The organism is Massilia timonae CCUG 45783, assembly GCF_000315425.1.
Lineage (GTDB): Bacteria > Pseudomonadota > Gammaproteobacteria > Burkholderiales > Burkholderiaceae_D > Telluria > Telluria timonae.
The window spans coordinates 684,634-707,562 of the sequence record NZ_JH992922.1 but is presented as its reverse complement, the minus strand read 5'-3'; the positions used below and the strand labels follow the sequence as shown (position 1 = coordinate 707,562).

General features: G+C 66.0%; 26 protein-coding genes. 18 read left to right on the top strand and 8 right to left on the bottom strand.

Going from position 1 to position 22,929, the window contains the following annotated elements:
- Window positions 1-43: 43 nt before the first annotated feature.
- The 3 genes from HMPREF9710_RS02985 to petA are packed head-to-tail and all read right to left on the bottom strand — an operon-like array spanning window position 44 to window position 2,866.
- Window positions 44-808 carry a cytochrome c1 gene (locus HMPREF9710_RS02985; RefSeq protein WP_005663769.1) on the bottom strand — a complete coding sequence of 255 codons (765 nt, stop codon included), beginning with the start codon at window positions 806-808 and terminating at the stop codon, window positions 44-46.
- A 28-nt stretch (window positions 809-836) separates the two neighbouring features.
- On the bottom strand, window positions 837-2,249 hold the full coding sequence (locus tag HMPREF9710_RS02980) for a cytochrome b (protein WP_005663768.1): 1,413 nt from the start codon (window positions 2,247-2,249) through the stop codon (window positions 837-839).
- A 2-nt stretch (window positions 2,250-2,251) separates the two neighbouring features.
- On the bottom strand, window positions 2,252-2,866 hold the full coding sequence (gene petA, locus HMPREF9710_RS02975) for a ubiquinol-cytochrome c reductase iron-sulfur subunit (RefSeq protein ID WP_005663766.1): 615 nt from the start codon (window positions 2,864-2,866) through the stop codon (window positions 2,252-2,254).
- A gap of 223 nt (window positions 2,867-3,089) precedes the next feature.
- Between petA and mscL the strand changes: the two genes are divergently transcribed.
- Genes mscL through HMPREF9710_RS02955 form a run of 4 tightly spaced genes read left to right on the top strand, consistent with a single transcriptional unit; the run spans window position 3,090 to window position 5,819 of the window.
- Entirely contained in the window at window positions 3,090-3,509 is a 420-nt protein-coding gene (mscL, locus tag HMPREF9710_RS02970) for a large conductance mechanosensitive channel protein MscL (RefSeq protein ID WP_005663765.1), read from the top strand.
- Window positions 3,510-3,559: 50 nt separating this feature from the next.
- The gene (locus HMPREF9710_RS02965; protein ID WP_040775530.1) at window positions 3,560-4,705 is read left to right on the top strand and encodes a Do family serine endopeptidase; all 1,146 of its coding nucleotides are present in this window, start codon (window positions 3,560-3,562) and stop codon (window positions 4,703-4,705) included.
- A gap of 26 nt (window positions 4,706-4,731) precedes the next feature.
- Window positions 4,732-5,430, top strand: coding sequence for a DUF2461 domain-containing protein (locus tag HMPREF9710_RS02960; protein ID WP_005663762.1), 699 nt, complete (start codon window positions 4,732-4,734; stop codon window positions 5,428-5,430).
- An 11-nt stretch (window positions 5,431-5,441) separates the two neighbouring features.
- Complete coding sequence (locus tag HMPREF9710_RS02955; RefSeq protein WP_005663760.1) at window positions 5,442-5,819, top strand: cupin domain-containing protein; 378 nt, start codon at window positions 5,442-5,444, stop codon at window positions 5,817-5,819.
- A 46-nt stretch (window positions 5,820-5,865) separates the two neighbouring features.
- Here HMPREF9710_RS02955 and HMPREF9710_RS02950 read toward each other — a convergent pair whose 3' ends face one another.
- The 5 genes from HMPREF9710_RS02950 to HMPREF9710_RS02930 form a co-directional block, all read right to left on the bottom strand.
- Window positions 5,866-6,897: an NAD(P)H-dependent glycerol-3-phosphate dehydrogenase gene (locus HMPREF9710_RS02950; protein WP_005663758.1), complete on the bottom strand. Its 1,032-nt coding sequence runs from the start codon at window positions 6,895-6,897 to the stop codon at window positions 5,866-5,868.
- 18 nt (window positions 6,898-6,915) lie between these two features.
- Window positions 6,916-7,371 (bottom strand): SH3 domain-containing protein, encoded by a 456-nt coding sequence (locus HMPREF9710_RS02945; protein WP_040774942.1) that lies wholly within the window; start codon window positions 7,369-7,371, stop codon window positions 6,916-6,918.
- An 80-nt stretch (window positions 7,372-7,451) separates the two neighbouring features.
- Window positions 7,452-7,913: a protein-export chaperone SecB gene (gene secB / locus HMPREF9710_RS02940; RefSeq protein WP_005663756.1), complete on the bottom strand. Its 462-nt coding sequence runs from the start codon at window positions 7,911-7,913 to the stop codon at window positions 7,452-7,454.
- Window positions 7,914-8,083: 170 nt separating this feature from the next.
- Window positions 8,084-8,347 carry a glutaredoxin 3 gene (grxC, locus tag HMPREF9710_RS02935; protein WP_005663754.1) on the bottom strand — a complete coding sequence of 88 codons (264 nt, stop codon included), beginning with the start codon at window positions 8,345-8,347 and terminating at the stop codon, window positions 8,084-8,086.
- Between the two features lie 46 nt (window positions 8,348-8,393).
- A complete protein-coding gene (locus HMPREF9710_RS02930; RefSeq protein WP_005663752.1) occupies window positions 8,394-8,795 on the bottom strand; it encodes a rhodanese-like domain-containing protein in 402 nt (133 codons plus the stop codon).
- 91 nt (window positions 8,796-8,886) lie between these two features.
- Here HMPREF9710_RS02930 and gpmA point away from each other — a divergent pair, with 91 nt between their 5' ends.
- The 14 genes from gpmA (at window position 8,887) to gspE (ending at window position 22,923) form a co-directional block, all read left to right on the top strand.
- On the top strand, window positions 8,887-9,633 hold the full coding sequence (gene gpmA, locus HMPREF9710_RS02925; protein ID WP_005663751.1) for a 2,3-diphosphoglycerate-dependent phosphoglycerate mutase: 747 nt from the start codon (window positions 8,887-8,889) through the stop codon (window positions 9,631-9,633).
- Window positions 9,634-9,675: 42 nt separating this feature from the next.
- Window positions 9,676-11,106 (top strand): murein hydrolase activator EnvC family protein, encoded by a 1,431-nt coding sequence (locus tag HMPREF9710_RS02920; RefSeq protein WP_005663750.1) that lies wholly within the window; start codon window positions 9,676-9,678, stop codon window positions 11,104-11,106.
- A 17-nt stretch (window positions 11,107-11,123) separates the two neighbouring features.
- Complete coding sequence (locus HMPREF9710_RS02915; RefSeq protein ID WP_005663749.1) at window positions 11,124-12,596, top strand: S41 family peptidase; 1,473 nt, start codon at window positions 11,124-11,126, stop codon at window positions 12,594-12,596.
- A 14-nt stretch (window positions 12,597-12,610) separates the two neighbouring features.
- Entirely contained in the window at window positions 12,611-13,360 is a 750-nt protein-coding gene (locus HMPREF9710_RS02910; RefSeq protein ID WP_005663748.1) for a HesA/MoeB/ThiF family protein, read from the top strand.
- Window positions 13,361-13,565: 205 nt separating this feature from the next.
- Window positions 13,566-14,003 (top strand): type II secretion system major pseudopilin GspG, encoded by a 438-nt coding sequence (gspG, locus tag HMPREF9710_RS02905; RefSeq protein ID WP_005663747.1) that lies wholly within the window; start codon window positions 13,566-13,568, stop codon window positions 14,001-14,003.
- 12 nt (window positions 14,004-14,015) lie between these two features.
- Window positions 14,016-14,495 carry a GspH/FimT family pseudopilin gene (locus HMPREF9710_RS02900; RefSeq protein WP_005663746.1) on the top strand — a complete coding sequence of 160 codons (480 nt, stop codon included), beginning with the start codon at window positions 14,016-14,018 and terminating at the stop codon, window positions 14,493-14,495.
- An 8-nt stretch (window positions 14,496-14,503) separates the two neighbouring features.
- Window positions 14,504-14,896, top strand: coding sequence for a type II secretion system minor pseudopilin GspI (gspI, locus tag HMPREF9710_RS02895; protein WP_040774939.1), 393 nt, complete (start codon window positions 14,504-14,506; stop codon window positions 14,894-14,896).
- Window positions 14,893-15,555 carry a PulJ/GspJ family protein gene (locus HMPREF9710_RS02890; protein WP_005663744.1) on the top strand — a complete coding sequence of 221 codons (663 nt, stop codon included), beginning with the start codon at window positions 14,893-14,895 and terminating at the stop codon, window positions 15,553-15,555. Before gspI ends, HMPREF9710_RS02890 begins: the two co-directional genes overlap by 4 nt.
- Complete coding sequence (gspK, locus tag HMPREF9710_RS02885) at window positions 15,555-16,535, top strand: type II secretion system minor pseudopilin GspK (RefSeq protein ID WP_005663743.1); 981 nt, start codon at window positions 15,555-15,557, stop codon at window positions 16,533-16,535. Before HMPREF9710_RS02890 ends, gspK begins: the two co-directional genes overlap by 1 nt.
- Before the next feature lie 16 nt (window positions 16,536-16,551).
- A complete protein-coding gene (gene gspL / locus HMPREF9710_RS02880) occupies window positions 16,552-17,799 on the top strand; it encodes a type II secretion system protein GspL (protein ID WP_040774936.1) in 1,248 nt (415 codons plus the stop codon).
- Entirely contained in the window at window positions 17,796-18,314 is a 519-nt protein-coding gene (locus HMPREF9710_RS02875; protein WP_005663740.1) for a type II secretion system protein M, read from the top strand. Before gspL ends, HMPREF9710_RS02875 begins: the two co-directional genes overlap by 4 nt.
- Window positions 18,311-19,084, top strand: coding sequence for a type II secretion system protein N (gene gspN / locus HMPREF9710_RS02870; protein ID WP_005663739.1), 774 nt, complete (start codon window positions 18,311-18,313; stop codon window positions 19,082-19,084). Before HMPREF9710_RS02875 ends, gspN begins: the two co-directional genes overlap by 4 nt.
- On the top strand, window positions 19,084-21,498 hold the full coding sequence (gene gspD, locus HMPREF9710_RS02865) for a type II secretion system secretin GspD (RefSeq protein WP_005663737.1): 2,415 nt from the start codon (window positions 19,084-19,086) through the stop codon (window positions 21,496-21,498). The genes gspN and gspD overlap by 1 nt, the downstream gene beginning before the upstream one ends.
- Before the next feature lie 3 nt (window positions 21,499-21,501).
- Window positions 21,502-22,923 carry a type II secretion system ATPase GspE gene (gene gspE, locus HMPREF9710_RS02860; RefSeq protein WP_005663735.1) on the top strand — a complete coding sequence of 474 codons (1,422 nt, stop codon included), beginning with the start codon at window positions 21,502-21,504 and terminating at the stop codon, window positions 22,921-22,923.
- Window positions 22,924-22,929 lie beyond the last annotated feature (6 nt).

Genomic DNA, 22,929 nt, shown 5'->3' with positions numbered 1-22,929 from the left:
AAATGATTGCCCGTATTATAGCCAACCGGGCAATGAAAGCGAATTACTTCACTTGTTTCCAGTACGATTCGTTCAAACGCCAGGTCAAAAACACGAACACGGACAGGAACAACAGCACGATCACACCCAGCTTTTTGCGGGTAGCCTGGGCCGGTTCGGCCATCCAGACCATATACGCGACCAGGTCGGCGGTGGCGGCATCGAAGTCCTGCTGGCTCATGGTGCCCGGCGATACCTGCTCGAAGCCGGCGAACTTGTGCACCATCTTGCCTGGCTCATGCGGATCGGCTTCCTCGGTGAACTTGGCGGTGCGAATCCCCTGCTGCTGCCACATTGCATGCGGCATCGCAACATTCGGCACCACCATATTATTCCACCCAGTCGGGCGGGTTTCGTCCTGGTAGAAGCTGCGCAGATAGGTGTACAGGTAGTCAGCGCCCGAGCCGGCCGGCGAGGCTTTGGCGCGCGCGATCACCGACAGGTCCGGCGGCACCGCGCCGAACCAGGCCGCCGCATCTTTCGGGCGCATCGCCGTCGTCATCATATCGCCGACCTTGTCGGCAGAAAACAACAGATTGTCACGAATCTGGTCTTCCGACAGGCCCAGGTCGCGCAGGCGGTTGTAGCGCATCGAGGCCGCCGCATGGCAATTCAGGCAATAGTTGACGAAGATTTTAGCGCCGTTCTGCAGCGACGCCATGTCGTTGCGGTCCGGTGCGCGGTCCAGCGGGATGCCGCCCTCGGCGGCGAAAGCCAGTGCCGGCACCAGCGCCAGGACTGCAATCAGTTTCTTTGCAAACAATTTCATGTCGTGTCCTTGTGCTCTTGTCCGGTGATCAATGCGGGGAGAAGGTGACACGGGTCGGCACCGGTTTGAAGGTGCCCATCGTGCTCCACCACGGCATCAGGAGGAAGAACGCAAAGTAGGCCAGCGTGCACACTTGCGACAGGATGGTGAAGGCCGGGGTCGGCAGCTGGGTGCCCAGGTAGCCCAGCGTCACGAACACCAGCACAAAGAGGGCATAGATCCAGCGGTGCCAGCTCGGACGGTAGCGCAGCGATTTCGCCGGCGAGTGATCGAGCCATGGCAGGCCGGCAATGATCATCACCGACGAGCCGAACAGCACCACGCCCCAGAATTTCGCGTCCAGCACCTGCGGCAGCATGCCGATGATCAGCAGCAGGCCGACCACGGCGATGATCGCCTTGGTGCGGAAGGCCCGGCGCGATTTCAGCCAGATGAAGGCCACGTACAGGGCGACGCCGATCATCAGCACGTACATGAAGTCGGCCGTGGTCGCGCGCAGCACCGAGTAGAACGGGGTGAAGTACCAGGTCGGCGCGATGTGCGGCGGCGTCTTCATCGAGTCGGCCGGCAGGAAGTTGTTGTACTCCAGGAAGTAGCCGCCCATCTCGGGTGCGAAGAAGACGACTGCCGAGAACAGCAGCAGGAACACCGACACGCCGAACAGGTCCTTGGTGGTGTAGTAGGGGTGCGACGGAATGGCGTCCAGCGGATGGCCGTCCGGGCCCAGATGTTCCTTGACTTCGATGCCGTCCGGGTTGCTCGAGCCGACTTCGTGCAGCGCCGTCAGGTGGGCGGCCACCAGGCCCAGGATCACCAGCGGCAGCGCGATCACGTGGAAGGCGAAGAAGCGGTTCAGGGTGGCGTCGGAGACGACGTAGTCGCCGCGGATCCACAGCGACAGGTCTTCGCCGATCACGGGGATGGCGCCGAACAGGTTCACGATCACCTGGGCGCCCCAGTACGACATCTGCCCCCATGGCAGCAGGTAGCCGAAGAAGGCCTCGGCCATCAGGCACAGGAAGATGCCGAAGCCGAACAGCCACACCAGCTCGCGCGGCTTGCGGTAAGAGCCGTACATCAGCCCGCGCGCCATGTGCAGGTAGACCACGATGAAGAAGGCCGAGGCGCCGGTCGAGTGCAGGTAGCGCACCAGCCAGCCCCACGGCACTTCACGCATGATGTATTCGACCGAGCCGAAGGCCAGCGCGGCGTCCGGCTTGTAGTGCATCGTCAGGAAGATGCCGGTGACGATCTGCAGCACCAGCACCAGGGCCGACAGCGAACCGAACAGATACCAGACATTGAAATTCTTGGGGGCGTAGTACTTGCCCCATTGGTCGTTCCACAGCTTCGATGCCGGGAAGCGGTCGTCGACCCAGGCCAGGGCTTTCTGGGCCACCGGTGCGTCGGCGGGTAGCTTGGTCTCCTTGAATGCGCCCATTGTTATGCCTCGCCTTTCTCGTCTTTGCCGATCACCAGCTTGTTATCGGACAGATACATGTACGGGGGGACATCCATATTCGTCGGCGCCGGCTTGTTCTTGAACACGCGCGCAGACAGGTCGAAGGTCGAGCCGTGGCAGGGGCACAGGAAGCCGCCCGGCCAGTTGTCGGGCAGGTTCGGCTGCGGGCCGGCGGAAAGGCGCGAGGAGGGCGAGCAGCCCAGGTGGGAGCAGATGCCGACCGTGACCAGCACTTCCTTGTGCTCGGCGCGCGAGCGGAACGGGTTCTTGGCGTATTCCGGCATCGGCAGCTGGAACACATTATCGGAGGCGGGATCGGCCAGTTCGCCCTGGTCCTTCTCGAGCGTGGCCATCATTGCGGGGGTGCGGCGCAGGATCCAGACCGGTTTGCCGCGCCATTCGACGACTTTCATTTCACCCGGAGCGACGTCGGAGATATCGACTTCAACCGGGGCTCCCGCCGCTTTTGCGCGTTCGGAAGGCTGGAAGGTGCTGACCAGGGCTCCCGCCGTGGACACGCCGACTACGCCGCCAGCCGCGCATGTCGCGACCAGCAATCCGCGTCGGCCCGGATCGACCTGCTTTTCATTACTCATACCAACCCCACTCCGTGAATATACGAATTTTAAGAATTAATAGCGAGCTTCCAGCATCCAAAATTATATGTGAACGGCAATACCTGAGGGAAAAAAATTGTCTGGGCTACACGCTTTAGCAGAATGGTCTTTTGTGCTCCTGCAGCATTCGGCCGAAAGACAGCCTCCGGAGCGTTCGGGTATCATGCAATTGCTTGTATCAATAACAATGGGAGAAGTTCCAATGGCGATGCTGGAAGAGTTCAAGAAGTTTGCGATGCGCGGCAATGTCATCGACCTTGCCGTCGGCGTGATCATCGGCGGCGCGTTTGCGCGCATCACCGATTCGCTGGTCAAGGACGTGGTCATGCCGCCGATCGGCGCGGTCCTCGGTGGCCTCGACTTCGCCAACTATTATATTCCTCTCAATAACCAGGGCTATCACCTCCCCTTGGCAGAAGCGCAAAAGGCCGGTGCTGTGTTGGCATACGGTAATTTCCTGACCATTTTGCTGAACTTTATCCTGCTGGCTTTCATCATCTTCCAGATGGTGCGTGTGATTAACCGCCTGCGTGGCCCGGCCGAAGAGGCCAAACCTGCTGCTCCAGTGACGCCGGAAGACATCGTCCTGCTGCGCGAAATCCGGGATTCCCTCAAAAAGTGAAAGACGATCTGGTCCACGACATCCGGCGTCCGCAGCCCAAGCGGCCGCTTTTGCGACGCCTTTGGCTGCTGTTCGCGCAAGCGGTGACGATTGCGCTGGCGGCCTGGTTCGTGGTGGCCGCCATGCGGCCCGAATGGCTCGACAGGCCAGACACGGTCGCGGTCGGCACGCCGGGCAATCCGGTGCCGATGCTGCAGGCGCCGCCGCGGGCGGCGGGCGGCAGCTTCCGCAATGCCGCGGCCAAGGCGATGCCGGCCGTGGTCAATATTTACACGAGCAAGGCGTCGCGCCAGTCGCATCCACTGCTGCGCGACCCGTTCTTCCGCCGCTTCTTCGGCGACCGCGCGCCGCCCGACGAGCAACTGGCCAGCCTCGGCTCCGGCGTCATCGTCAGCAGCGACGGTTATATCCTGACCAATTTCCACGTGATCGACGGCGCCGACGCGATCGAAGTCGGCCTGGCCGATGGCCGCAAGGCCGCGGCGCGCCTGGTCGGCACCGATCCCGAGACCGACCTGGCCGTGATCCGCGTCAGCGAGCGCAACCTGCCGGTGATGGTGCTGGGCGACCCCGAGCAGGCGCGCGTGGGCGATGTGGTGCTGGCGATCGGCAACCCATTCGGCGTCGGCCAGACCGTTACCCTGGGCATCATCTCGGCCCTGGGCCGCAACAACCTGCACATCAATCACTTCGAGAATTTCATCCAGACCGATGCCGCGATCAATTTCGGCAACTCGGGCGGGGCCCTGGTCGATACCGAAGGCAATTTGCTGGGCATTAATGCGGCAATCTATTCGCAGACTGGTGGCTCGGTCGGGATCGGCTTCGCGATTCCCGTGTCGACCGCCAAGACCGTGCTCGATTCGATCGTCAAGCACGGCAGCGTGGTGCGCGGCTGGATCGGCATCGAATCGCAGGACATCACGCCCGAGCTGGCCGACAGTTTTGGCTTGGCCAAGCGCAGTGGCGCCATCATCGCCGGCGTGGTGCGCGGCGGCCCGGCCGACCGCGCCGGCATCGTGCCGGGCGATATCCTGGTGGCCGTGGCCGGCGAGCCGATCGCGGACACCAGCGAGATGCTGAACCTGATCGCCCAGCTCGAGCCCGGCGCCAAGACGCAAATGACGATCCTGCGCAAGCGGCGCGAAGCCACGGTCGACGTGACGGTGGGCCGCCGGCCGCGCCAGGCGCCCTGAACTTTTCTATCGACACCTGAACCACCATGCATCTGCGCGACCTGACGCAATTTCTCAGCGAACTGAGCGAAAACAATAACCGGCCCTGGTTTCTTTGGAATAAACCGCGCTACGACATCCTGCGCACCGAATTCGAAGAAACGGTCACGGAACTGATCAAGGCCCTGACGAAGTTCGACAAGCAGGTGGCGGCCTGCAATCCCAAGAAGGCGATGTTCCGGATCCACCGCGACACCCGCTTTTCGAAGGACAAGACGCCGTATAAAACCCGCTTCTCGGCCGGCATCACCCCGCACGACAAGCGCCGCCCGAGCGCGGGCGGCGGCTCGACCTATTATTTTCAACTCGAGCGCGACGGCACCCTGGGCTTCGGCGTGGGAGAGTACCTGCCGCCGCCGGCGCGCCTGAAGGCGATCCGCGAGCACGTGGTCAACGATGCGACGGGTTTCGCCAAAGTATTGAAGAATAAGAATCTTCGCGCCACCTATAACGACATGCTGGAAGAGGACAAGTTGCAGCGTCCACCGAAGGGCTTCGATCCCGATCATCCGCATGTCGATTACCTGAAACTGAAAAGCTTCTTCGTGTGGACCGAGGTGAAACTGGACCTGAACGCACCGGATCAACTGGTGCCGCGGTTGGCGCAAGGATTCCAGGACGCCTATGCGCTGGTCAGCTGGCTGCGCAGCGTGCCGGAACCGCAAGAGGAAGCGACAAGCACATAGAGGAGGGCGACATGGCCTTGCATCACGCAGTATCCGGCGAAAAGATTGCTTTGCAACGCGGCGACGACGACATCGCCCATTTCACTTCGGTGGCCCTGGTCAAGACCGAGCACATGGAACTGATCCGGCTGGTGTTGCCGGTCGAACGGCCGATTCCCGAGCACCGGGTCGATGGCGAAGTGACCATCGTCTGCCTGGAGGGCGAGATCGCGATCGACGCCCACGACAAGACGACCACCCTGCAGCCGAACGAGATGGTTTATCTGGCGGGCAGCGTGCCGCACACGGTGCGCGCGCTGAAGGATGCGGTGGCCTTGATGACCATCCTGATGGGGCCGGAGCGTTCGGGCGGCCCGAGCGACGACCCGAGCGGGGCGCCGCCGAAGTGAGGTACCGCGTGGACGGCAAAGCCGTCCACCACGGCTGCGATACCAGTTACGCCAGTTCCACCCGCGGATCCCGCGCCAGCAACTGCGCCGCCATCTGCGCCGCATCCACGCCGTCGAACAGCACGCTGGCCACCGCCTCGGTGATCGGCATGTCGACTTCCATCCGGCGCGCCAGTTCGCGCACCGCCTTGGCACAGGGCACGCCTTCGGCCACATGGCCCAGTTCCGCCACGATCGTGTCTAGCGCCTTGCCTTCGGCCAGCGCCAGGCCGACTCGCCGGTTGCGCGACAGGTCGCCGGTGCAGGTCAGGATCAGGTCGCCCATCCCCGACAGGCCCATGAAGGTGCCCGGCTGGGCGCCGAGCGCCAGCCCGAGGCGGGTGATCTCGGCCAGGCCGCGCGTGATCAGCGCCGCGCGCGCGTTCAGGCCCAGTCCCAGGCCGTCGGCGGCGCCGGTGGCGATCGCCATCACGTTCTTGACCGCGCCGCCCACTTCCACGCCGATCAGGTCGTCGTGCGAATAGACGCGCAGGTTGTCGCCATGGGCCGCGGCCACCACGCGTTCGCGCAGCTCGGCCGAGCTCGATGCCACGGTCAGCGCGCACGGCAGGCCGCGCGCGACTTCTTGCGCGAACGAAGGGCCGGACAGCGCCGCGCCCGGGACGCTGTCGCCCAGCACCTGCGCCACCACCTGGTGCGGCAGCAGGCCGGTGCCGGCTTCGAAGCCCTTGCACAGCCAGACGACGTTCGGGATCGGGCGGCCACGCAATTGCTCCAGCAGCGGACGCAGGCCGGCCACCGGGCAGGCCAGGATCAGCAGCGGCGCGTCTTGCGCGGCGCCGGGCGCCACGTGGGCAAGCGCCGCCTCGAAGTCGGCGCTCACGCGCAACGCTGACGGCAGCGGGTGGCCCGGCAAATAGGCCAGGTTGTCGCGCGCCGCGTCGGTATCCGCCATTTGTTGCGGATTGCGGCCCCACAGCAGCACGTCGTGGCGTGCGGCCAGCGCGATGGCGACGGCGGTGCCCCAGGCGCCGGCGCCGAGGACGGTGATCTTGGTAGTGGGTTTGTTCTGTTGCATGGAACTCCTGGAGTGGATTTACAGGCCCCAGATGTCCGAGACCTTGATATAGCCAATGACGCCGTCGCGATGGCGCACGCGCGCCCAGACAATGGCATGGGGATCGACCAGTTCAAGTAAAACGCCCTTGTCGGCCGTCATCAGGACCGCCGAGGTTGCGTCCGGGCCGGAATGGACCCGGCCGCCGGGCGTGCGTACCAGCACATTGCGTTGCGCGCTCAGCGACCTGGCTGGGGTCCAGGCCACGTCGCCGTTCATGTCGCGCACCTTGACCCAGTCGCCATAGGCGATCATGACCTGGAGCGGCATGCCGGGCGGCGCCAGATAGAGTTTGTTGCCCTTGGCCGATGGCGTGCCGTACAGGATCGCCGGGGCGGCGCCGACCGTCTTGAAATCGAAGGCGTGAGCACTCGGCGCGGCCAGCACTGTCATCGCCAACAGTGGAGCAGCTGCAAGTGGTCGGGGAAAGCGCATGGCGGGCCTGGATTGTGGGTGAACCGCGACGCCGGAAGGCTGGCGCGGACGCGGCCTTGGCCGCATCCGCGAGATGATGCTTAGTTTGCCGGTGCGGCGGCAGCTGCTTCGGCCATGGCCGCGGCGCGCTGCTGGTAGAACGCTTCGAAGTTGATCTCGGCCAGGTGCACTGGCGGGAAACCGGCGCGGCTGATCACGTCGGCGATGTTCGCGCGCAGGTATGGGTAGATGATGTTCGGGCAGCCGATGCCCAGCAGCGGATCCATCTGCTCTGCAGGGATGTTGCGGGCTTCGAAGATGCCAGCCTGCTTGCCTTCCACCAGGAACGCGACCTTGTCCTTGACCTTGGCGGTGACGGTGATCGTCACGGTCGACTCGTAGATGCCTTCGGCGATGCTTTCGGCGCCGACGTCGAGCGACACTTCGATTGCCGGCGCTTCCTGTTCCAGGAAGATCGATGGCGAATTCGGTTGCTCCAGCGACATGTCTTTCAGGTAGACGCGTTGGATTTGGAATACTGGTTGCAGGTTTTCGTCAGACATGGAACGCTTTCTAATAATAGTGGGGAGCAGGAGGCTACTCCGGGTGCTTTGGTCGAGCGCGGCTATGGGGCCGGGCCCGACTTCGGGTCAAACGCGACGACAATTGTAGCAAAACCAACTTGGAAGCAATAGCGGCTTTGCCGCCCGCCGCCGCGTTCAGCCCAATTAGCTTACTCGCCCTTGAGCATCGGGTCCAGGCGTCCGGCCTGGTCCAGCGCATACAAATCGTCGAAACCGCCGACGTGGGTGTCGCCAACGTAGATCTGTGGAACGGTGCGGCGGCCGGTGCGCTGCATCATGATCTGGCGCTGTTCCGGGTCGAGGTCGACGCGGATGCGTTCGATGTCATGCACGCCCTTGGCTTCGAGCAGGCGCTCGGCGCGCACGCAATAGGGGCAGGCTGCGGTGTGGTAGAGAACGACGTGGGCTGTCATGCTGAATCCTTTCATGTCTGCCGGCCCGGAACAGGGGCCGGCGGGTTTACTTGGTGACCGGCAGGCCTGCAGCCGTCCAGGCCGCCAGACCGCCTTCCAGGCTGTGGACGTCTTCGAAGCCGGCCGCCTGCAACTGGCGCGCGGCCTTGTCGCCACGGGCGCCGCTCTGGCACACCACCACGACGGTACGGTTCTTCGACTTGTCCAGTTCGCCGATGCGATTGCCCAAGTCTGCCAGCGGGATGTGTTTCGCGTCGCGCAGGTGGCCTGCCGCGAATTCTTCCGCGCTGCGTACGTCGACCACGGTGGTCTTGCCGCGGTTGATCATCTGCGTCACCTGCAGCGGCGTCGCGCGTTTTCCGCGCGGCGTCAGTGCCGGCCACAGCAGGGCGACACCCGAAATTACGGCGATCGCAACAACGAAGATATTATCGAGTAAGAAATTCACAAGGGTTCCGATTGGTTGAACTGAATCGGGGCATTATAAAATAGATGCCGGACCGGACTTCAACCAGAATTTTTTCGAGAAGAAGAGACTAATGTACAAGATCGTATTCATGCGCCATGGCGAATCCACCTGGAACCTGGAAAACCGCTTCACCGGCTGGACCGACGTCGACCTGACCGAAAAAGGCGTGGCCGAGGCGAAAACCGCGGGCCGCGTGCTCAAGGAAGCCGGCTTCACCTTCGACGTGGCCTATACCTCGGTGCTCAAGCGCGCCATCCGCACCCTGTGGCTGGCGATGGACGAGATGGACATGATGTACCTTCCCGTCAAGAACGACTGGCGCCTGAACGAGCGCCACTACGGCGCCCTCCAGGGCCTCGATAAAGCCGAGACCGCCGCCAAGTTCGGCGACGAGCAGGTGCTGGTCTGGCGTCGCAGCTACGACACCCCGCCGCCGGCGCTCGAAAAGATTGATCCACGCACCTCGTTCGGCGACCCGCGCTATGCAGCGCTCACCGACGAGCAGATCCCGCTGACCGAATGCCTGAAGGACACCGTGGCGCGCGTGATGCCGGCCTGGAACGACGACATCGCCCCCGCCATCCGCGCCGGCAAGAAAATCCTGATCTCGGCCCACGGCAACAGCCTGCGCGCCATCATCAAGATGCTGGACAATATCAGCGACGCCGACATCGTCGGCCTGAACATCCCCAACGGCCAGCCGCTGGTGTATGAGCTGGACGCCGACCTCAAGCCGATCAAGCACTACTACCTGGGCGACCAGGAAGCGATCGCCGCCGCCATGGCGGCCGTGGCCAACCAAGGGAAGGCAAAGTAAGTCTTGCATTTGCCATTCACGAAGGGAGCCGGTAGCGTACTCTTGAGTACGCTGCTGGCGGTCGCGCTGTCCGGCGCGTTCGCAACGGATGCCTGGGCCCAGCGCCAGACCGAGCGCAGCCGCCAGAAGGCGGCGGCCGAGAAGCAGCGCGCCGGCATCCAGCAACAACTGCAGGCGATCAAGCGCGACATCAGCCAGACCGAAAGCGCCAAGGAAGACGCGGCCGACACGCTGGCCGAGTCCGAGGCCGCCATTTCCAACGCCAACCGGGCGCTGCGCGACCTGCAGGAAGAGCAGGGCACCACCAACACGCGCCTGCAAGACCTGGCCGCGCAGCAGGAACAGCTGAACCAGACCATCGCCGCCCAGCAAAAGCAGCTGGCCAGGCTGCTGCGCGAACACTATGTGGCTGGCAACGAAGACCGGATCAAGCTGCTGCTGTCCGGCGACAACCCGAACCGCATCAGCCGCGACTTGCAGCTGATGGCCTATGTTTCGCAGGCCCAGGCGCGCCTGCTGGATTCGCTGCGCGGCAACCTGGCGCAAGTCGAGGCCAACCGCGACCAGGTCGAGAATGCCAAGCAAGAGCTGGAAGAAATCGCCCAGGAACAGCTCGACCAGAAGGCGCTGCTGGAAAAAGAAAAGGCCAAGCGCGCCGCGCTGCTCAACAACCTGTCGACCCGCCTGGCCGACCAGCGCAAGCAGGCCGACCGCCTGGAGCGCGACGAAGAACGCATGTCGGGGCTGGTCACCCGCCTCGAGCGCCTGATCCGCGAGCAGGAAGAAGCCGAGCGCAAGCGCCAGGCCGCCCTGGCGGCGAAACGCGCCAAGGCCAAGGCCGCCGCGGAAGCGCGAGCCAGGGCGCTGGCGGCGGCGCGCGCCAAGGCGGCGGCCGAGAAGGCCGAGCGCGACCGCGAACGCGAGCGCATCGCGCGCGAAAACGCCAAGCCGGGCGCCAAGCCGAAGCCGATGCCCGAACCGATCAAGGAAGCGCCGATCGTGGCCGAGGAGCCGGTCGAGGAAGACACCCGGTCGAACGAACCGGCGCCGCCGATGCTGGGGCCGGCCGCGCCGAGCGGCTCGTTCGCGTCGCTCAAGGGCCGCATGGCCAGCCCGGTCAACGGCAGCGTCGTGGCCCGCTTCGGTGGACGCCGCGGCGACGGCCCGACCTGGAAGGGCAATTTCATCAAGGCCGCGGAAGGCGCCGAGGTGCGCGCCGTGGCCCCGGGTCGGGTGGTGCACGCCGACTGGATGCGCGGCTTCGGCAACCTGATCATCGTCGACCACGGCGACGGCTACCTGTCGATCTACGGCAATAACCAGTCGCTGCTCAAGCGTCCCGGCGACAGCGTGCGCGCCGGCGAGGCGGTGGCCAGTGCCGGCAATACCGGTGGCAACGAGGAATCGGGGCTATACTTTGAGCTCAGGCATCGCGGCAAGGCCATCGACCCGGCGGGCTGGGTCCGGTTCTAGGTACAACAAGGGTCAACATGGGCATGAAAGCAAAGCATTTCGGACTGGTCGGCGTGGGCGTCCTGGTCGGCGTGGCGGCATCGTTCCAGCTGTCGGCCCATGCGCAAAAGGCCGGCGCGCCCTTGCCGCTCGACGAGCTGCGCCAGCTGGCCGACGTGTATGGCCTGATCAAGACCGACTACGTCGAGCCGGTGGAAGATAAAAAGCTGCTGTCGGAAGCGATCGGCGGCATGGTCGCCTCGCTCGATCCGCATTCGGTCTACCTCGATCCCAAGGCCTTCCGCGACATGCGCGAAGCGGTGCAGGGCAAGTTCGTGGGCGTCGGCGTCGAGATCTCGAACGAGGACGGCTACATCAAGGTGGTGTCGCCGATCGAGGATACGCCCGCCTTCAAGGCCGGCATCAAGCCGGGCGACCTGATTACCCGCATCGACAATGTCCCCGTGCGCAATATGTCGTCCGACGAGGCGATCAAGCGCATGCGCGGCAAGGTCGGCAGCAAGGTCACGCTCACCATCGCCCGTCCCGGCGAAGACAAGCCCTGGGTGGTGCCGATCGCGCGCCAGGAAATCAAGGTGGTCAGCGTCAAGGCCAAGATGGTCGAGCCCGGCTATGCCTGGCTGCGCATCAGCCAGTTCCAGGAAAACACCCTGGACGAGCTGGCCAAGAAAACCAGGGAACTGTACGCCGAACAACCCGACATCAAGGGCCTGGTGCTCGACCTGCGCAACGACCCGGGCGGCCTGCTGCCGGGCGCGATCGGCGTCTCGGCCGCCTTCCTGCCGCAGCCGGACCAGGTGATCGTGTCGACCAAGGGCCAGATAGCGGACTCGAACCAGGAATTCTATGGCCGGCGCGAGTTCTATGCCCAGCGCGGCGACCCGCTGGCGGGCTTGCCGGCCGGCCTCAAATCGGTGCCGATGGTGGTGCTGGTCAATGGCGGCTCGGCATCGGCTTCCGAAATCGTGGCCGGCGCGCTGCAGGATTACCAGCGCGCGATCGTGATGGGTAGCCGCACCTTCGGCAAGGGCTCGGTGCAGACCTTGCGGCAACTGTCGGAGGACACCGCGATCAAGCTGACCACGGCGCGCTACTACACGCCGAAAGGGCGGCCGATCCAGGCCACCGGCATCGAACCCGATATGCGGGTCGACGAGAGTGCCGAGGGCGACCTGCTGAACGCCCTGCGCGTGCGCGAAGCGGACCTGCAGCGCCACCTGGCGGCCGAAGGCGAGAAGAAAGAAGCGGCGTCCAGGGACCAGAACCCCAGCCTGGCGCAGCAGCAGCGCGCGCTGGCGCTGCTGAAGGACCGCAAGCCGATCGAGTTCGGCGGCCAGGACGATTTCCAGCTGGCGCAGGCGATCAAGCACTTCAAGGGCTTGCCGGTGCAACTGGCCAGGGGCGTGCCCGACGAAGACAAACCCGCGCCGGCGCCGTTGCCGGGGGCGGAGCATAAATTGCCCGAATTGAAGGCGCCGCCGAAGAAATGATGTCGGGGTGACCCATGAACGACAACCAGCTCCTGCGCTACTCGCGCCACATCCTGCTCGACGATATCGGCATCGAAGGCCAGCAGCGCCTGCTCGAGGCCCATGCCCTGGTGATCGGCGCCGGCGGCCTCGGTTCGCCGGCAGCGCTGTACCTGGCATCTGGCGGCATCGGCCGCATCACCCTGGTCGACGACGACACGGTCGACCTCACCAACCTGCAGCGCCAGGTCATGCACACGACCGAACGCATCGGCCAGCCCAAGGTCGATTCCGGGCGCGCGGCCCTGCTGGCGATCAATCCCGAGATCGAGGTCGTCGCCCTGAACGAACGGGCCGGCCCCGAGCGCCTGCTGGCGCTGGCCCGCACGGCCACCGTCGTGCTCGACTGCAGCGACAACTTCGCCACCCGCCACGCCGTCAACCGCGCCTGCGTCGCTGCCGGCGTGCCGCTGGTGTCGGGGGCGGCGATCCGCTTCGACGGCCAGCTGTCCGTGTTCGACCCGCGCCAGCCCGACGCCCCGTGCTATGCCTGCCTGTTCCCAGAAGACAGTGGTTTTGAGGACGTTGCCTGCAGCACCATGGGGGTGTTCGCCCCGCTGGTCGGCATCGTCGGCGCGGTCCAGGCCGCCGAAGCGATGAAGCTGATCGCGGGCGTCGGCGAGCCCCTGGTCGGCCGCCTTCTCATGCTGGACGGGAAATTCATGGAATGGACTGGCGTCAAGGTGGCGCGCAATCCCGACTGCCCGGTGTGCGCCAGGCGCTAGCCAGGTTTGATGAGGACACGCTTAACGGCGCGGATCCAAGGTGTCGTGACGAGCGTAGGTAGCTTACAATTGCACACCCGCTGCCGGTAGCGATGTAATCGTTCGCACAGTAATTGTACGCAGATTCATCCGCAGTATTATCTTGTCATATTTCGGCCGTATACTGTCCCGGCTCTACCGATTCACCAGCCTACTCACACTGCATATGAATTTCCAACGTACACAACGTCGCGCCCGCGGCTTTACCCTGGTCGAGATCATGGTCGTCGTGGTCATCATCGGCATCCTCGGCGCCCTGGTCGTGCCTAAATTGCTGGGCCGCACGGGCGAGTCGCGCGTCACTGCCGCCAAGGTCGACATCGCCACCATGATGCAGGCCCTCAAGCTCTATAAACTCGACAACCAGCGCTATCCGACCACCGAGCAGGGCCTGAACGCCCTGATCGCCAAGCCGACCTCCGGCCCGGCCGCCAACGGCTGGAAAGAAGGCGGCTATATCGAGAAGCTGCCGAAGGATCCGTGGGGCAACTCCTACCAATACCTGTCGCCGGGCGTGAAAGGCGAGATCGACGTGTTCTCCTACGGCGCCGACGGCCAGCCGGGCGGCAACGGCGAGGACGCAGACGTCGGTTCCTGGCACTAAGACATCTTTCCCATGCCGGCCTGGCGCGCGCGGGGCGCATCCTCCGGCTTCACCCTGGTGGAGCTGCTGGTCGTGATGGTCATCATCGGCATCACGCTGGGACTGGCTACGCTGAACGCCATCCCGAGCCCGCGCCAGGACCTCGAAAACGAGGCCAGGCGCATCGCGCTGCTGCTGCAGCTGGCGCGCGACGAAGCCATCGTGCGCAACCGCCTGGTCGCATTCGAGGCCAACGGCGAGCGCTACCGCTTCATGGTGCGCGGCGACACCGGCTGGGAACCGGTCACGCGCGACGACCTGCTGCGCGAGCGCAGCTTCAAGAATCCGCCGCTGCGGCTCGTGCTCGAGCCGTCCGGCACGGGTGGCCCGGATATGCTGCGCATCACCTTCGGACGCGAGCCGGTCGACCGTCCCTTCGTGCTGACCCTGGCCTCGGGCGCCAACGCGGTCGCGATCCGCGCCGACGGCGTCGGCCACTTTACCGTCGAATGAAGCACATCATGTTCTCTCGCCGCGCCTCGCGCCACGCCTTCGGATTCACCCTGCTCGAAGTGCTGGTGGCGCTGGTTATCGTCGGCACCGCGCTGGCCGCCGGCCTGCGCGCGGTGGGCAGCCTGACGTCCAACAGCGCCGGCCTGCGCGCCTCGATGATGGCGACCTGGTCGGCCGAGAACCGGCTGGTGCAGATCCGCCTGGGCCGCGAGTTTCCCGCGATCGGCAAGCGCAGCTTTCCCTGCCCGCAAGGCGACCTGAACCTGGTATGTGAAGAAGAAGTGCTGTCCAGCCCCAATCCACTGTTGCGCAGGATCGAAGTCTCGGTGTTCGACGCCGACAACCCGGGACGCCGCATTGTCAAACTCATCCAACTGGTCCTGAGGCCTTCCCCGATATGAACGCCAGGTCGCGGCATGCAGGCTTCACGCTGGTCGAACTCCTGGTGGCGATCGGCATCCTCGCCATGGTGGCCGTGCTCGGCTGGCGCGGGCTGGACGGCATCGTGCGCGCGCGCGTGGCGCTCACGCACGAAATGGAAATCACGCGCGGCATGCAGCTGGCCTTCGCCCAGATGCAGAACGATTGCGAGAACGCGGCCGGCAACGACATCATGCGTGGCCGCCCGGCCTTGCTGTGGGATGCCGACCGCCTGACCCTGGTGCGCAAGGTGTTCGTCGAACACGAGCCGTCGCGCCTGCAGGTGGTCAGCTACCGCGTGGTCAACGGCCAGCTGATGCGGCGCGAGTCGCCCGGCACGCGCGACCTCGACCACATCGCCCAGCTGTGGCAGGCGCTCGCGTCCGATGCGCCGGCCGAGAATGCGCCGTCGGTCGTGCTGCAGGTCGGCGTGGGCGGCATGCAGGTGCAGGGCTGGCAAAACAATGCCTGGCGTAATGAGCCGACCGCGGTCGGCGGCAATGGCGAGCAGGAACCCCCGCCTGTCGATCCGGGCCTGGGCCCGGCCCGCTCGCGCGAACCCACCGGCGTGCAGGTGGCGCTCACCGTGCAGGGCCTGGGCCAGCCGATGGTCAAGTCTTTCCTGCTGGGAGGCACCTGATGCGGCCCGTGCCCCTTCCGCGCCGCCAGCGCGGCGTCGCCGTGGTCACCGCACTGCTCCTGACCACGCTGGCGATCTCGATCGTCGCCAGCCTGTTCTGGCAGCAGCAGGTGCAGGTACGCTCGATGGAAAACCAGCGCTTGCAGTTGCAGACCAAGTGGATCCAGCGCGGCGCCCTCGACTGGGCCAGCGTGATCCTGCGCCAGCCTTTCGGCGGACGCATCTCGCTCGAGCAGGTGTGGGCCACGCCGCTGGCCGAAACCCGGCTCGACCAGTACATCGAACGCGAGCGGGTGCAGGGAGAAAATTTCAATGCATCCCTGTCGGGTCAGGTATACGATGCCACGGCGCGATACAATCTGAACAACCTGGCAACGGGCGGCAAGCGCGATCCGGTCGAGACCGCGGTGCTCGGCCGCCTGCTGACCAATCTGCGGCAAGAGCCGCGGCTGGCGCGGCCGATCGCCGATTTCGTCGCCGCCGGCCAGGCGCTGACGGTCGATCCGGACGAGCCGAACCAGCAAACCGCGCAGACGCCGCGCAAGGGAAACCCGATGCCGCTCCTGCGGGTCGACGACTTGCTGGCGGTGCCGGGTGTCAAGCCCGAGACGGTCGAGGCCTTGCGTCCGTTCGTGATCGTGCTGCCGGCGCAAGGGACGACGGTGAACGTGAATACGGCGCCGGCCGAGGTGCTGGCGGCGGTCCTGGCTGGCTGTTCGACCTCCCAGGCCAATGCCCTGGTTGAGCAGCGCAAGCGGGTGCCGTGGAACGACGTCCAGCAGTTTTTGAGCGAAGTGCAATGCAGGGATGAAGCGGTGGAACAGCCAAAGATCAGCATCACCAGCAATTACTTCCTGGTGCAGAGCCGCATCCGCCTCGACCGCGCGGCGCTGGACGCGGAGTCGCTGGTGCAGAAAGGCAGCCTGGCCAACCTTGGCCCCGCCAATGGTGTGACCGTGATCTGGACCCGCCAGAACTAGAAGAAAGCGAGACGGTTTGACTACTCTTTATATTCGGCATCCGGCCAGGAGCGAAGGCGAAGGCGCCTTATGCCGGTTCGCGATGGTCGGCGATAACGGCGCCATCGGACAGCAGGGCGAAGGCGCGCTGCGCAACCTGGGCGATGTGGTCGCGGCCAGCCGGCGCGTGGTGCTGATCCTGGCCGCCAGCGACGTCACCCTGCTGGCGGTGCAGGCGCCGCCGCTGGCCGGCGCGCGCCTGCGCGCGGCGCTGCCGGCCCTGGTCGAAGAATATATCCTGGGCGATCCGCTCGATTGCGTGCTGGTGGCCGGCCCGGCCATGGCCGACGGTCGCCGTCCGGTGGCCGTGGTGCAGCAGGCCTGGCTCGAGCCGCTGGTGCGCAAGTTGCTGGAAATGGGCGCGCGCGCGGTGGTGGCCGTGCCCGAACAATTGTGCCTGCCCCTGCATCCAGGCAGCGTGAGCGCCGCCTTCGGCAAGGGCGAACTGATCCTGCGCCAGAGCCAGTACGAAGGCCTGGGCCTGGCGCTCGACGGCGCCCCGGTGGTGGCCTTGCAGACGGCGCGCGCGCTGGCGGGCGATGCGCCGCTGGTGCTGTATGTCGAGCACGAGCAACTGGGCGAGTACCAGGCGCTGCTGGCCGAGGCCGGCCCCGGCGTCACCCTCGAGAGCGACAACTGGGCGCACTGGATCGCCGGCGCCCGCGGCAGCAACAACGGCGGCGCCGTCGGCCCCGCGCTCGACCTGGTGCCCGGCCTGGGCACGGCCGGCGTGGCCCGGCGCGACTGGCGCCGCTGGCGCTGGCCGATCCGGCTTGCCCTGGCGGCGCTGGTGGTCAACGTCATCGGCCTGAACGTCGAGTGGCTGGGGCTGAAGCGCGAGGCCGACGCCGTGCGCCAGCAGATGAGCCAGACGTTCCGCTCGGTGTATCCGGGCCAGCCGGCGATCGACCCGGTGGCGCAGATGCAGCAGAACATCGCGCGCGCCAGGGCCGGCAGCGGCGAGGTGGGCGGCGACGAATTCACCTGGATGGCGGCTGCCTTCGGCGAAGCCATCGGCGGCCTCGGCGCGCCGCCTGCGATTGCATCAATGGAGTTTCGCGAACGCGCCCTCACGGTGCGCGTCAAACCCGAGTCTGCCAATCCCGGCGCCGCAGACCAGCTGCGCCCGGCCCTGGCGGCACGCCACCTCAGCCTGGAAGCGCCCGACGCCAACACCTGGTTGATCCGCAGCACTGGCGCCTCGCAACCTGGAGTTACGCAATGAATGTCGCCGGCAAAATCAGCGGGCTGCGCGAACGCGCCACCGCCTACTGGATCGCGCGCACCGAGCAGGAGCGCAAGTTCCTGCTGGTCGGCGGCGCCGTCGCCGCGCTGGCGCTGTTCTATCTCGTCCTGCTCGAGCCCGCGCTCGAAGGGCGCGAACAATTGCGCCGTTCCTTGCCCGAACTGCGCCAGCAGGCGGCCCAGCTCGAGGCGCTTGCCGGCGAAGCCCGGGCCGCCGCCAGCGAGCCGGCGCCCGCCGTCACGCCAGTCACGAACGAGTCGCTCACCGCCAGCATGGCGGGGCGCGGCCTCAAGCCGGCCTCGCTGTCGGTCAGCGGCGAGTTCACCAAGGTTCAGCTCAACAATGTTTCCTTTGCCAACCTGATGGCCTGGCTCGACGCCCAGCGGCGCGAGAGCCGCCTGATGGTGCAGGACGCCCAATTCAGCGCCCAGACCGCGCTGGGCCAGGTCGACGCCACGCTCACGCTGCGCCAGCGCAGCGATCCGGCTTCATGAGGCGGGCGCTGACGTGGGGCCTGCTGGTCATCCTGGCGGTAGTGGCGACGGTGCTGGCTTTCCTGCCGGCGGCCTGGCTCGGCCCGATAGTCGAGCGCCAGACCGGCGGTCGATTGACGCTGGGGGATGCGCAGGGTACGCTTTGGCGCGGCTCAGCCTTTATCGGCGGGGCGCCGGGACCGGGCGGGTCGGTCACGCCCTTGTTGCCGGGCCGTTTTTCCTGGACCTTGTCGCCGCTGGTGGTGCTGGGCCAGGTCAGCATGAGCCTGGAAAATCCCCAGGCGCTGGCCAACCCGGTGCGGATCGAAGGCAGCTGGTCGCGCTGGCAGGTCAATGCCGGCGAGCTGCTGCTGCCGGCCGAGGGCTTGTCGGGCCTGGGTGCGCCGCTCAATACGCTGGCGCCGAGCGGCCGCATCCGGCTGTCCTGGAACGCGCTGGACCTGCTGCGCCAGCAGAACACCGTGACGGTGCAGGGGCGCACCGTCCTGTCGATGAGCGATATGGGTGCGCGCATGTCGCCCATCAAGCCGCTTGGCAGTTATGAAATGATCATGGACTGGCGTGGACCGCAGGCCGATTTGACCCTGCGCACCGTGCGCGGCGCTTTGCTGCTGTCGGGCTCAGGTGTACTGCAAAATGGACGCCTGCGCTTTTCGGGCCAGGCCAGCGCCGCCGACGGCTATGAGGACCAGCTCGGGACCATGTTGAACCTGCTGGGCCAGCGCCGGATGGTGAACGGCAAAAACGTAATCGCACTCGAGTTCAGATAATGAAGAAAACAGACCGCTCCACCTTCGCGCACCTCGACTTTTCGGCCATGCAGCTGCCGGCCTTGCGCCGCCTTGCGGCCGGCGCCATGCTGTGCTGCGCCGCCACGATGGTCGCGCTGCCGCTGCCCGCGCTGGCACAGGAAAGCGCGAACGCCGCCGCTTTGAGCTTCGTCAATGCCGACATCGAGTCGGTGATCAAGGCCATCGGTCACTACACCGGCATGACCTTCATCATCGACCCGCGGGTCAAGGGCACGCTCACCCTGGTGTCCGAGAAATCGCTGAGCAAGACCGAAGCCTTCGGCCTGCTCACCTCGACCCTGCGCCTGCAGGGCTTCGCGGTGGTCACCAGCGGCGACGGCTACGCCAAGGTGGTGCCCGAGGCCGAGGCCAAGCTGCAGTCCTCGCCGACCCAGGTCGGCGGCGTGCGCTCCAGCAAGGCCACCGGCGACCAGATCGCGACCCAGGTGTTTTATCTGTCCTACGAGTCGGCCGCCAACCTCACCGCCGTGCTGCGTCCGCTGATTTCGCCCAATAATTCCATCATGGCGAACCCGGGCAACAACACGCTGGTCATCACCGACTACGCCGACAACCTGCGCCGCCTGGCGCGCATCATCGCCGCGCTCGACGCGCCGGTGGCGGCCGACCTCGATGTCATCCCGATCCGCAACGCGATCGCCAGCGACATCGCCCAGCTCGTGACGCGCCTGATGGAACCGGCCGCCGGCGGCGATTCGGGCCGGGTCACGGTGCTGGCCGACCCGCGCACCAACTCGGTCGTGATCCGCGCGCCGTCGCAGGCGCGCGCCAACCTGGCCAAGAGCCTGATCGCCCGCCTGGATCAAGAGAGCTCGAGCAAGGGCAATATCCACGTGGTCTATCTCAAGAACGCGGAAGCCACGCGCGTGGCCCAGACCCTGCGCGCGGTGGTGTCGCAAGACGCCTCGGCCCTGCAGGTGCAGCAGGGCACCCAGGGCAGCTCGATCCAGTCCGGCATCGGCAGCCAGGCGGGCCAGGGCGGATTGGGCGGGCAGGGCGGCCTCGGCGGCCAACAGGGCCTGCAGGGCAGCACCGGCATTGGTGGTACTGGCAACAGCGCCGGCCAGCAGGGGCAGCAAGGAGCCCAGGGCGGCGGCCAGGGTTCGGGCATCATCCAGGCCGACGCCTCGACCAACAGCCTGATCATCACCGCACCGGACGCGGTGTACCGCAACCTGCGCTCGGTGATCGACCAGCTCGACGTGCGCCGGGCCCAGGTCTATATCGAGGCGCTGGTGGTCGAAGTGTCCTCCAACAAGGCATCCGAGTTCGGCGTGCAGTGGGTCGGCGCCACTGGCGACTCCGACAGCAAATACCGCTTCGGCGGCCTGCAGAACTTCAACGGCGGCGGCTCGAACAACAGCATCGTCAACCTGGCGCTGGCGGCGGCCCAGGGCACGAGCGCCACCAACGGCACCAGCGGCCTGACGGGCCTGCCGACCGGCCTGACCTTCGGCCTGTTCCGCCAGGTGGGCGGCGAGCTGGGCCTGGGCGCGGTGGCGCGTGCGCTGGAAAACGATGGCAACGCCAACATCCTGTCGACGCCGAACATGCTCACCCTGGACAATGAGCTCGCAGTGATCAAGGTCGGCCAGAACGTGCCGATCATCACCGGTTCGTTCGCCACCAACAGCACCACCGGCGGCGGCAACCCGTTCCAGACCGTCGACCGGCAAGACGTGGGCCTGCTGCTGCGCGTGCGGCCCCAGATCTCGGAAGGCGGTACCATCAAGATGGCGATCTACCACGAGAACTCGAGCGTGGATGCGTCGACCCGCAACGCCGAATCCGGCCTGACCACCAACGTGCGCGCGATCGAGAGCAATGTGCTGGCCGACGACGGCCAGATCATCGTGCTCGGCGGCCTGATCGAGGACAGCGAAGGCGATGGCGAAGAGAAAGTGCGCGGCCTGGGCGACATCCCGGTGATCGGCAACCTGTTCAAGTACCGCACCCGCAGCCGCGTGAAGACCAACCTGATGGTGTTCCTGCGGCCGGTCGTGGTGCGCAGCAAGGAAGCCTCGAATTCGATCGCGATGGACCGCTACGACTACATGCGCGCGGCCGGCGCCGCCGCCCAGCCCGAATCGTCGGCGCTGCTGCGCGACCTTGGCGCGCCGCAACTGCCGCCGCTGGTGAACGGCCAGCCGCCGGTCGGCGGCGGCATGGCGACCGTGCCGGTCCAGCGCCAGCCGGCGCCGAACGCGGCGCCGGGCGCGTCGAACGATGGCGCGGCGTCGCGGCATCAGGGCACTGCGCCGGGAACCGCGCCGGGGGCAGGCGTGTCTGAACCAGGATCGGGCGCGGTCATGCCCGGCGCGGCAGTGCCAAACGCGCCAACCCGTCCGGTGCAGCAACCGAACGGAAATTAAATCATGAACAATCTCTTGCCCTACGCCTTCGCCCGCGACCACGGCGTGCTGGCGCGCGGTAATGGCGAACCGGGCCAGAGCGTCGAAGTGCTGGTGTCCAGCGCCACCGCGCCAGCCGCCATCGCCGAGGTCTCGCGCCGTTTCGGCCGCATCCAGCTGCGCCGCCTCGACCGTGACGAGCTCGACGCGGCCATCGCCGGCGCCTATGCCGGCGGCGGCGGCGACGCGTCGCAGGTGGTCGACGAATTCGACGCCGACCTCGACCTGACCAAGCTGCTGCAGGACGTGCCGGCCATCGAAGACCTGCTGGAATCGTCCGACGATGCGCCGGTGATCCGCATGATCAATGCGCTGCTCACGCAATCGCTGCGCGAAGGCGCGTCCGACATCCACATCGAGCCGTTCGAACAGACCTCGGTGGTGCGCTTTCGCATCGACGGCGCGCTGCGCGACATCGTGCGCCCCAAGAAGGCGATCCACGCCTCGCTGATCTCGCGTATCAAGATCATGTCGCAGCTCGACATCGCCGAGAAGCGCCTGCCGCAGGATGGCCGCATCACCCTGCGCGTGGGCGGTAAACCAGTCGACGTGCGCGTCTCGACGCTGCCGACCGGCCACGGCGAACGCGCCGTGCTGCGTCTGCTCGACAAAGAGGCAGGGCGCCTCGACCTGTCGCACCTGGGCATGGCCGAAGACATGCTGCCGCAGTTCGACCGCCTGATCAACCAGCCGCACGGCATCGTGCTGGTGACCGGCCCGACCGGTTCCGGCAAGACCACCACCCTGTACGCGGCGCTGTCGCGCCTGAACGCGTCCACCACCAATATCATGACGGTGGAAGACCCGATCGAGTACGACCTGAACGGCGTCGGCCAAACGCAAGTCAACGCCCGCATCGACATGACGTTCGCGAAAGCGCTGCGCGCCATCCTGCGGCAAGATCCCGATGTGATCATGATCGGCGAGATCCGCGACCTGGAGACGGCGCAGATCGCGGTGCAAGCCTCGCTCACGGGCCACCTGGTGCTGGCCACGCTGCACACCAACGATGCCGCCTCGGCAGTGACGCGCTTGCTGGACATGGGCATCGAACCGTTCCTGCTGTCCTCGTCGCTGCTGGGCGTGATGGCCCAGCGCCTGGTGCGCAAGCTCTGCTCGCAATGCAAGACCTTCGACGGGTCCACCTGGCATGCGGTCGGGTGCGAGCGCTGCGGCCATACTGGCTATCACGGCCGGGTCGGCGTCTACGAGCTGCTCGAGACCACCGAGCAGATCCGCTCCCAGATCCACAACCGCGCCTCCGAAGCCGAGATCCGCGATGCGGCGCTGGCAACCGGCATGAAGACCATGCGCGACGACGGCGAACGCTGGCTGGCGGACGGCACCACCACGCGCGCCGAACTGGTGCGTGTGACGAAAGACTAGGATGGG

Excerpts from the sequence above, each read along its gene's own strand:
- HMPREF9710_RS02890 (WP_005663744.1), top strand. The coding sequence starts at position 14,893 with ATGAACGCCAGGTCGCGGCATGCAGGCTTCACGCTGGTCGAACTCCTG.
- HMPREF9710_RS02910 (WP_005663748.1), top strand. The coding sequence starts at position 12,611 with ATGAACGACAACCAGCTCCTGCGCTACTCGCGCCACATCCTGCTCGAC.
- gpmA (WP_005663751.1), top strand. The coding sequence starts at position 8,887 with ATGTACAAGATCGTATTCATGCGCCATGGCGAATCCACCTGGAACCTG.
- grxC (WP_005663754.1), bottom strand. The coding sequence starts at position 8,347 with ATGACAGCCCACGTCGTTCTCTACCACACCGCAGCCTGCCCCTATTGC.
- petA (WP_005663766.1), bottom strand. The coding sequence starts at position 2,866 with ATGAGTAATGAAAAGCAGGTCGATCCGGGCCGACGCGGATTGCTGGTC.
- HMPREF9710_RS02945 (WP_040774942.1), bottom strand. The coding sequence starts at position 7,371 with ATGCGCTTTCCCCGACCACTTGCAGCTGCTCCACTGTTGGCGATGACA.
- gspE (WP_005663735.1), top strand. The coding sequence starts at position 21,502 with ATGAACAATCTCTTGCCCTACGCCTTCGCCCGCGACCACGGCGTGCTG.
- mscL (WP_005663765.1), top strand. The coding sequence starts at position 3,090 with ATGGCGATGCTGGAAGAGTTCAAGAAGTTTGCGATGCGCGGCAATGTC.
- HMPREF9710_RS02960 (WP_005663762.1), top strand. The coding sequence starts at position 4,732 with ATGCATCTGCGCGACCTGACGCAATTTCTCAGCGAACTGAGCGAAAAC.
- gspI (WP_040774939.1), top strand. The coding sequence starts at position 14,504 with ATGTTCTCTCGCCGCGCCTCGCGCCACGCCTTCGGATTCACCCTGCTC.
- gspN (WP_005663739.1), top strand. The coding sequence starts at position 18,311 with ATGAGGCGGGCGCTGACGTGGGGCCTGCTGGTCATCCTGGCGGTAGTG.
- HMPREF9710_RS02900 (WP_005663746.1), top strand. The coding sequence starts at position 14,016 with ATGCCGGCCTGGCGCGCGCGGGGCGCATCCTCCGGCTTCACCCTGGTG.
- HMPREF9710_RS02980 (WP_005663768.1), bottom strand. The coding sequence starts at position 2,249 with ATGGGCGCATTCAAGGAGACCAAGCTACCCGCCGACGCACCGGTGGCC.
- HMPREF9710_RS02955 (WP_005663760.1), top strand. The coding sequence starts at position 5,442 with ATGGCCTTGCATCACGCAGTATCCGGCGAAAAGATTGCTTTGCAACGC.
- gspD (WP_005663737.1), top strand. The coding sequence starts at position 19,084 with ATGAAGAAAACAGACCGCTCCACCTTCGCGCACCTCGACTTTTCGGCC.
- gspG (WP_005663747.1), top strand. The coding sequence starts at position 13,566 with ATGAATTTCCAACGTACACAACGTCGCGCCCGCGGCTTTACCCTGGTC.
- gspK (WP_005663743.1), top strand. The coding sequence starts at position 15,555 with ATGCGGCCCGTGCCCCTTCCGCGCCGCCAGCGCGGCGTCGCCGTGGTC.
- HMPREF9710_RS02915 (WP_005663749.1), top strand. The coding sequence starts at position 11,124 with ATGGGCATGAAAGCAAAGCATTTCGGACTGGTCGGCGTGGGCGTCCTG.
- HMPREF9710_RS02985 (WP_005663769.1), bottom strand. The coding sequence starts at position 808 with ATGAAATTGTTTGCAAAGAAACTGATTGCAGTCCTGGCGCTGGTGCCG.
- HMPREF9710_RS02875 (WP_005663740.1), top strand. The coding sequence starts at position 17,796 with ATGAATGTCGCCGGCAAAATCAGCGGGCTGCGCGAACGCGCCACCGCC.
- secB (WP_005663756.1), bottom strand. The coding sequence starts at position 7,913 with ATGTCTGACGAAAACCTGCAACCAGTATTCCAAATCCAACGCGTCTAC.
- HMPREF9710_RS02950 (WP_005663758.1), bottom strand. The coding sequence starts at position 6,897 with ATGCAACAGAACAAACCCACTACCAAGATCACCGTCCTCGGCGCCGGC.